The following is a 7386-nucleotide window of genomic DNA, read 5'->3' as shown; positions in this document are numbered from 1 at the left end:
GTGGTGGCGGGGGCAGTTTCGGCGGCGGTGGTTCGTCGGGCAGCTGGTGATGACACGGCAGGAAACACAACAACAATAGCGAGCAGGCATTCATAAACATGGCATTACTGACTGAACACGAACAACGCAAAGTCGCCGAGGCGATTGCCCGGGTCGAGCGCGACACCGACGCCGAACTGGTGACAGTGCTCGCGGCCCGCGCCGACGACTATGCGTATATCCCGCTGCTCTGGGCCAGCCTGTTGGCGCTGGTGGTGCCGGGTATCGTGCATTACCTGACCGGTTGGCTGACCATGCACAGTTTGTTGCTGGTGCAATGGGTCAGCTTCATCGTGTTGTGCCTGGTGTTCCGGATTCCGAAAGTCACCACGCGCCTGATCCCGCGCTCGGTCCGTCACTGGCGTGCGTCGAACCTGGCGCGTCGGCAGTTCCTGGAGCAGAACCTGCACCACACCGTGGGCGGCACCGGCATGCTGATTTTTGTCTCCGAGGCCGAGCGCTATGTGGAAATTCTGGTGGATGAAGGGATTTCCAAACGGCTGGACAACAAGAATTGGGACGCGATTGTGGCGACGTTTACCCAGCAGGTGAAGCAGGGGCAGACGTTACAGGGGTTTGTGACGTGCATCGAGGCGTGCGGCGAGTTGCTCAAGGTGCATGTGCCGGTAACCCATGTGCGCAATGAATTGCCGAATCGGTTGGTAGTGTTGAGCTAAAAAGATCGCAGCCTTCGGTAGCTTTTGTGGCGAGGGAGCTTGCTCCCGCTGGGCTGCGAAGCAGCCCCAAAACCGACAAACGCATTCTGTCAGCCAAACCTCGTTGTCTGCTTTGCGACTGCTACGCAGCCGAGCGGGAGCAAGCTCCCTCGCCACAGAATCTTTGCCGTTCAGCAAATAACCGCGTGTTCCTGAACTCCATCCCCCCTAAAATACCCGCCATTCCCCGATTCGCACCGCCCGAGGCCGTTTTTTCCATGTCTGTCACCGCCACTCCCGCCAGCCTCGCGCCGGATCACCACGCCCAGTTCATCGACCTGCTGCAAACCAGCCTGGATGCCAATGCCTTCATCAAACTGGTGCTGGCCAAGTACGTTGGTGGCGAAGCGGACTTGCAGCGGTTGATCATCAAGCAGCTGACGGTCAAGGATCAGCCGTGCCTGTCCTTCGTCTACCGCTACAAGACCCGCGACATCACCAAGAACCTGCCGATTGCCGAAGGTGTGGCGACCATTGCCGCGCTGTTGCCGGCATCGTTCAAAAATGCGCATTTACTGTCACTGACCGACGAAGCCCAGCTCGAATACAGCAAAAAGGGCAAATCTTCGCTGTTCAAGAGCAAACCACAGCAATTGCGCGAAGTGCCGTCCGCCGAGCACAACCGCGAGAAGAACCGCTTCCTCGACCTGAACCGGCCGTTCCTCAAAGACCTCGGCGTGACCAACGCCCAGCATGAGCTGATCCCGGCGATGTCGCGCAAGTGGAAGCAGATCAACAAGTTCATCGAAGTCTTCAGCCATGCGCTGACCTCCTCGCCACTGGCGCTGGACAAACCGGTGCGGGTGGCGGATTTCGGCTCGGGCAAGGGTTACCTGACGTTCGCGATCCATGACTACCTGCGCAACACCCTGAAAGCCGAGGGTGAGGTGACCGGCGTCGAGCTGCGCGAAGAAATGGTCACACTGTGCAACAGCGCGGCGGCGAAGCTGGAGCATCCGGGGTTGGTGTTCAAATGCGGTGACGTGCGCAGCGTGGCGCCGAGCGAGCTGGATGTGATGATCGCGTTGCATGCCTGCGACATCGCCACCGACTATGCGATTCATACCGGCATCCGTTCCGGCGCTGCGATCATCATGTGCTCGCCGTGCTGCCACAAGCAGATCCGCCTGCAGATCCAGAGCCCGGCGCTGCTCAAGCCGATGCTGCAATACGGCCTGCACCTGGGCCAGCAGGCGGAAATGGTCACCGACAGTTTGCGTGCGTTGTTCCTGGAAGCCTGCGGCTACGAGACCAAGGTGTTCGAGTTCATCTCACTGGACCACACCAACAAGAACAAGATGATTCTGGCGGTCAAACGCGCCGAGCCGGTGGACCCGGCTCAGTTGTTGGTGAAGATTCAGGAGCTGAAGGACTTCTACCACATCAGCGAGCATTGCCTGGAAACCCTGCTGCGGGCTGACGGGTTCCTGGTCGCTAAGGCTTGAGCTGAACCCCCGCCGGTAACGTGCCCGGTTGCGCCGGGCGCACTGCGGTCTTGCGCCCCAACATCACTGTCACGATCACCCCGGCCGCAAACAGCCAGGTAATCGGCTCGACGTGCTCACCGAAGAACAACGCCGAAAACGCGATGGTGAAGAAGATCTGCAGCAACTGGATCTGACTGACCCGGGCAATGCCGCCCATGGCCAGCCCGGCGTACCAGGCAAAGAAGCCGATGAACTGCGAAAACAGCGAGACATAACCGAAGGCCCACCAGGTCCTGGCCGAAATCTCGCCCTGATGTTGCAACCCCAGGTACAGCACCGGCCCGATCAGCAGCGGCGTCGACAATACCAGCGCCCAGCAGATCACCTGCCAGCCGCCCATCTCCCTGGCCAACCGGCCGCCTTCGGCATAGCCCAACCCACCCACGGCAATCGCCCCGAGCATCAGCAAGTCACCGGCCTGAATACTGCCGGCGCCGCTGATCAGCGCATAACCGAGCACCAGCGCACTGCCCAGCGCGGCGCAGGCCCAGAAGGCTTTCGACGGACGCTCATGGGACAGCCACGCGGCATACAGCGCCACGCACAGCGGTTGCAAACCGTTGACCAGTGCGCCGTGGGAGGCGGGCAGCGTCTGCATGGCCCAGGCCGACAGCACCGGGAAGCCGAGGATGACCCCGGCGATCACCAGTGTCAGGCCTTTGACCTGTTTCCAGGTAGGCCATTTTTCCCGGCGCCACAGCAATAACAGCGCTGCCGGAATCGCCGCGAACAGCGCCCGCCCGAGGCCATTGAGCAGCGGATGGAGTTCCTGCACGACGATCCGTGTGAAGGGCAGGGTCAGGCTGAAGATAACGACGCCGAGCAGGCCGAGGGCCATGCCGGTGTTTTCGCGCGAGGACATGATGGATGACCAGAATTCAGGGTGGCGGGAAGTTTCTTTATCTAGCCATAAACCGCAGGCGCTGCTCTGTTACAGATAGGCGCAGAGTTATCCGTACAGTTGAGCGCGGTCCCTGTGGCGAGGGAGCTTGTCGGATCGCCGCACCGTCCCGTTCGGCTGCGCAGCAGTCGCAAGACCTGCTTGCACGATATGACTGGAAAAAATGCAGGGGGCCGCTTCGCAACCCAGCGGGAGCAAGCTCCCTCGCCACAAAAGACAAATCCAAGCTGTGGTGTGCGTAGTAGTCGGGTATTACCTGCCATGCAGATTAAGGACTACCTTGAATATTCCTGCAGGCCCACGCATTTTCCAGAGGAGTCCTCCCCATGGCTGCTAAAAAAATTCTGATGCTGGTCGGCGATTACGTCGAAGACTATGAAGTGATGGTGCCCTTCCAGGCGCTGCTGATGGTCGGCCACACGGTGCATGCCGTTTGCCCGGACAAAACCGCCGGCCAGACCGTGCGCACGGCGATCCATGACTTCGAAGGCGACCAGACCTACAGCGAAAAACCCGGTCACCTGTTTGCCCTGAACTTTGATTTCACCAAGGTCGATGCAGCGGACTACGACGCGCTGCTGATCCCGGGCGGTCGTGCGCCGGAGTACCTGCGCCTGAACGAAAAAGTCCTGGCGCTGGTGCAAGCGTTCGACAAGGCTGGCAAACCGATCGCCGCCGTGTGTCACGGCGCGCAATTGCTGGCCGCTGCCGGGATTCTTGAAGGTCGCGAATGCAGCGCCTACCCGGCCTGTGCCCCGGAAGTGCGCCTGGCTGGCGGCACGTACATCGATATCCCGGTGACGGAAGGCCACGTTCAAGGCAATCTGGCCACAGCCCCGGCCTGGCCGGCGCACCCGAGCTGGCTGGCCGGTTTTCTCGGGTTGCTGGGCACCAAAATCACGCTGTAACGAGGGACCTGTCCATGTGCGAGCTCTACGTCAAGGCTGATCCGATTCTCTACGAGTCGCGCTCCCGCTCGCTGCGCATCTGCGGGGTGGTCACCACCCTGCGGCTGGAGAATCAGTTCTGGGATATCCTCAGCGAAATCGCCGAGGTCGACGGCATGACCACCAATCAGTTGATCGCCAAACTGTATGAAGAGGTGATGGACTACCGCGGCGAGGTGGTGAATTTCGCCTCGTTCTTGCGGGTCAGTTGCATGCGCTATTTGAGCCAGCGCCGGGTGCAGGCGCCTGAGTTGTCGGTGGTGCGGGCGGCGGTGAAGTAGGGCGGTTTTTGTATCGATCCGACTTGCCCGCGAAGAGACCGATACAGGCGACAGAAAACCTGGCTTGGTCTTTACTCTGAAGCGCGAAACCTCTCAATCGCCAAGGAGAACAAGCATGTCTGGATGGTACGAAGTGAGCAAAACCAGCAATGGTCAGTTCAAGTTTGTGTTGAAAGCGGCCAACGCCGAAACCATTCTGGTCAGTGAGCTGTACACCACGCGTGGTGCGGTCGATAGCGGAATCGCCTCGGTTCAGGCCAATAGCCCGCTGGACGAACGCTACGAGAAAAAAGCCACCAAGGATGGCCATCCTTACTTCAACCTCAAGGCCGCCAACCATCAAATCATCGGCAGCAGCGAGTCTTATTCATCGGATGCCGCGAGGGAAAAAGGCATCGCCAGCGTCAAGGCCAACGGCCCGACCACGGTGATCAAGGACAAGACCTTGCCGGTGTTCTAAACACACCGCATACCCAATGTGGGAGCGAGCCTGCAGGCTCGCTCCCACTGTTGTTTTGTGTGTGCCCGACGATCAGCGCAACGCGTTCAACAAACCCTGCAACTGACTGCGGCCAGTCTCGCCGAGTGCAAACACCGGCAACCGCGGGTCGCCCGCTTCCAGCCCGGTCAGGCGCAAACCGGCCTTGATGGTCGCCGGCAGACCGCCCTTGAGGATGAAGTCCAGCAACGGCAACTGGCGGTAGAACAGTTCGCGAGCCTTGCTCAGATCATTGGCCAATACAGCTTCGTACAAGTCGAGATTGAGCTGCGGGATCAGGTTCGGCGCCGCTGTGCACCAGCCTTTGGCGCCGGCCGCAAACGCTTCCAGTGCCAAGGGATTGCAGCCGTTATAGAACGGCACCCGGCCTTCGCCCAGCAGTTGCAGTTTGTGCATGCGCTGAATGTCGCCGGTGCTCTCCTTGACCATGGTGACATTGTCGACCGCGTTGAAAATCCGCAGGATCAACTCCACCGACATGTCGGTGCCGCTGGTGGCCGGGTTGTTGTAGAGCATGATCGGCACGCCGATGTTCTCGCCGATGGCGCGGTAGTGGGCAAGGATTTCCGCCTCGCTGAGTTTCCAGTACGACGCCGGCAGCACCATCACCACGTCGGCGCCGTGGGCCTCGGCAAAACGCGCGCGGCGCACGGCTTTGGCGGTGGTCAGGTCGGACACGCTGACGATGGTCGGGACGCGTTTGGCGACGTGGCGGATGCTGAATTCGCTGACTTGATCCCATTCCGCGTCGCTCAGGTAAGCGCCTTCGCCGGTGCTGCCCAATGGGGCGATGGCGTGGACACCGCTATCGATCAGGCGGTCGATGGAACGCCCGAGCGCGTCGAGATCAACGCCTTCGCCCTGGGCGGTGAACGGGGTGATGGTGTAGCCGATGATGCCGTGAATGTTTGCGGTCGACATAGCGTCTCTCCTGTCAGGAATGCGTGGGGTCAGTTCAGGCAATCGGCGTGTTGGCGCAGATTCTGCCGGGCGTAGTAGTTGAACGCGGCGGCGTGGCGCTTGGGCTTGGATATCCAGTCGTGGGCTTCACGGCCCAGCTCGGGAAGAATCGGTTTGATCGAACCGGCGGCCATGGCCAGCAACTGCAACTTCGCTGCACGTTCGATCAGTTGCGCAATGACACAGGCCTCTTCGATGGTCGCGCCGGTGGACAACTGGCCATGGTGGGAAAGCAGGATCGCCCGCTTGTCGCCCAAGGCCCCGGCAATCAGTTCGCCTTCTTCATTGCCCACGGGCACCCCCGGCCAGCCTTCGAGAAACGCGCAGTCGTCGTAGAGCGGGCAGAGGTCCATGTGGGAAATCTGCAGCGGTACTTCCAGCATCGACAGCGCCGCGACGTGAGTCGGGTGCGTGTGAATGATGCAGTTCACGTCCGGCCGGGCGCGGTACACCCAGCTATGGAAGCGGTTGGCCGGGTTGGGCATGCCGTGGCCTTCAAGCACTTCCAGGTCTTCGTTGACCAGCAACAGATTGCCTGCGGTGATCTCGTCGAAACCCAGGCCCAGTTGCTGTGTGTAATAAGTACCCGGCTGCGGGCCGCGGGCGGTGATTTGCCCGGCCAGGCCGGAGTCGTGGCCGTTTTCGAACAGAATGCGGCAGGTCAGGGCCAGCTTTTGCCGGTCGGTCCACGTATTATCCGCCAGGGTGTTTTGCATCTGTGTCAGCGCTTGCTTGACCAGTTGCTCTTTGGGTAGTGCTAATGTCTTGGCCATATCGGTGTCCTTTGGGTGGGGCATGCAAATGACACTAAAGAGGCTATATGACACTTTGTGTCATTGGCAAGGACAAATCGTTGCCTCCTTGATGGATTAACCGTTCTACATGTCTATCCGTTTGAAATTACTGAGAAAAAAACTTGGCGTGACGCTGGAGGCCCTGGCCGAAAAATCCGGCATGACCAAGAGCTATCTGTCGAAAGTCGAGCGCGGGCTGAATACCCCCTCGATCGCCGCTGCGCTGAAACTGGCCAGGGCGCTGAACGTGAAGGTCGAGGAATTGTTTTCCGAAGACAACGTCAGCCTCGACAGCTACAGCCTGGTGCGCTGTGACGAACGCCAATCCCTGGCCGCCAACGACCAGAGCCCGGGTTATGCGGTACTGGCCCATCAGGTCAGTGAGCGCAGCCTGTTGCCGTTCATCATTTACCCGCCGACCGAGTTCACCGACAAAACCTTCAAGGAACACCTGGGGGAAGAGTTTCTGTTCGTCCACGAAGGGCAGGTGGAAGTGGACTTCATGAACGAGCGGGTGATGCTCAATCGTGGGGATGCGCTGCACTTTAATGCGCAGAAACCGCATCGCCTCAGGTCAGTGGGCGAGGTGCAGGCGCAGTTGTTGGTGGTGGTGCATAGCAGCGAGGAATGAGGTTATCGGGCCTTTGTGGGGGGGGGGGGGGCCCCCCCCCCCCACGGGACAACAACCCCCGCCCCGGGCGCGCAAGGGTTTACCGCCCCAGGGGGGTGGGAAAAAAAAAAAACAACCCCCCCCCCCGCCCC

General features: G+C 60.3%; 9 protein-coding genes. 6 read left to right on the top strand and 3 right to left on the bottom strand.

The genetic code is table 11. The features are described from left to right. The first annotated feature begins 98 nt into the window (after positions 1–98). Both ACCC96_RS30225 and ACCC96_RS30220 read left to right on the top strand, forming a co-directional pair. Entirely contained in the window at positions 99–716 is a 618-nt protein-coding gene (locus tag ACCC96_RS30225; RefSeq protein WP_413697734.1) for a TPM domain-containing protein, read from the top strand. Positions 717–973: 257 nt separating this feature from the next. After that, positions 974–2200, top strand: coding sequence for a class I SAM-dependent methyltransferase (locus ACCC96_RS30220; RefSeq protein ID WP_413697733.1), 1227 nt, complete (start codon positions 974–976; stop codon positions 2198–2200). On the opposite strand, the gene ACCC96_RS30215 is transcribed toward ACCC96_RS30220, so the two are convergent. Further along, positions 2190–3104 (bottom strand): DMT family transporter, encoded by a 915-nt coding sequence (locus ACCC96_RS30215; RefSeq protein WP_111455081.1) that lies wholly within the window; start codon positions 3102–3104, stop codon positions 2190–2192. The genes ACCC96_RS30220 and ACCC96_RS30215 overlap by 11 nt on opposite strands. Before the next feature lie 365 nt (positions 3105–3469). Here ACCC96_RS30215 and ACCC96_RS30210 point away from each other — a divergent pair, with 365 nt between their 5' ends. From ACCC96_RS30210 to ACCC96_RS30200, 3 genes are all read left to right on the top strand, one after another. Then, the gene (locus tag ACCC96_RS30210) at positions 3470–4051 is read left to right on the top strand and encodes a DJ-1/PfpI family protein (RefSeq protein WP_018926842.1); all 582 of its coding nucleotides are present in this window, start codon (positions 3470–3472) and stop codon (positions 4049–4051) included. Positions 4052–4065: 14 nt separating this feature from the next. Next, positions 4066–4371 carry a ribbon-helix-helix domain-containing protein gene (locus tag ACCC96_RS30205; protein WP_008010831.1) on the top strand — a complete coding sequence of 102 codons (306 nt, stop codon included), beginning with the start codon at positions 4066–4068 and terminating at the stop codon, positions 4369–4371. A gap of 115 nt (positions 4372–4486) precedes the next feature. Then, complete coding sequence (locus ACCC96_RS30200; RefSeq protein WP_019580886.1) at positions 4487–4831, top strand: YegP family protein; 345 nt, start codon at positions 4487–4489, stop codon at positions 4829–4831. Positions 4832–4903: 72 nt separating this feature from the next. Here the strand turns inward: ACCC96_RS30200 and ACCC96_RS30195 are convergent, their stop codons facing one another. Both ACCC96_RS30195 and ACCC96_RS30190 read right to left on the bottom strand, forming a co-directional pair. After that, positions 4904–5791: a dihydrodipicolinate synthase family protein gene (locus tag ACCC96_RS30195; RefSeq protein WP_413697732.1), complete on the bottom strand. Its 888-nt coding sequence runs from the start codon at positions 5789–5791 to the stop codon at positions 4904–4906. Between the two features lie 29 nt (positions 5792–5820). Next, positions 5821–6603: an aldolase gene (locus ACCC96_RS30190; protein WP_413697731.1), complete on the bottom strand. Its 783-nt coding sequence runs from the start codon at positions 6601–6603 to the stop codon at positions 5821–5823. Between the two features lie 109 nt (positions 6604–6712). Between ACCC96_RS30190 and ACCC96_RS30185 the strand changes: the two genes are divergently transcribed. Further along, positions 6713–7255, top strand: coding sequence for a helix-turn-helix domain-containing protein (locus ACCC96_RS30185; RefSeq protein WP_413697730.1), 543 nt, complete (start codon positions 6713–6715; stop codon positions 7253–7255). The last annotated feature ends 131 nt before the right edge of the window (positions 7256–7386 follow it).

This window comes from Pseudomonas sp. Pseusp11, from assembly GCF_047304405.1.
Classification (GTDB): Bacteria; Pseudomonadota; Gammaproteobacteria; order Pseudomonadales; family Pseudomonadaceae; genus Aquipseudomonas.
Note: the sequence above shows the minus strand (reverse complement) of the source record. Positions and strands in the feature narration are given on the sequence as shown.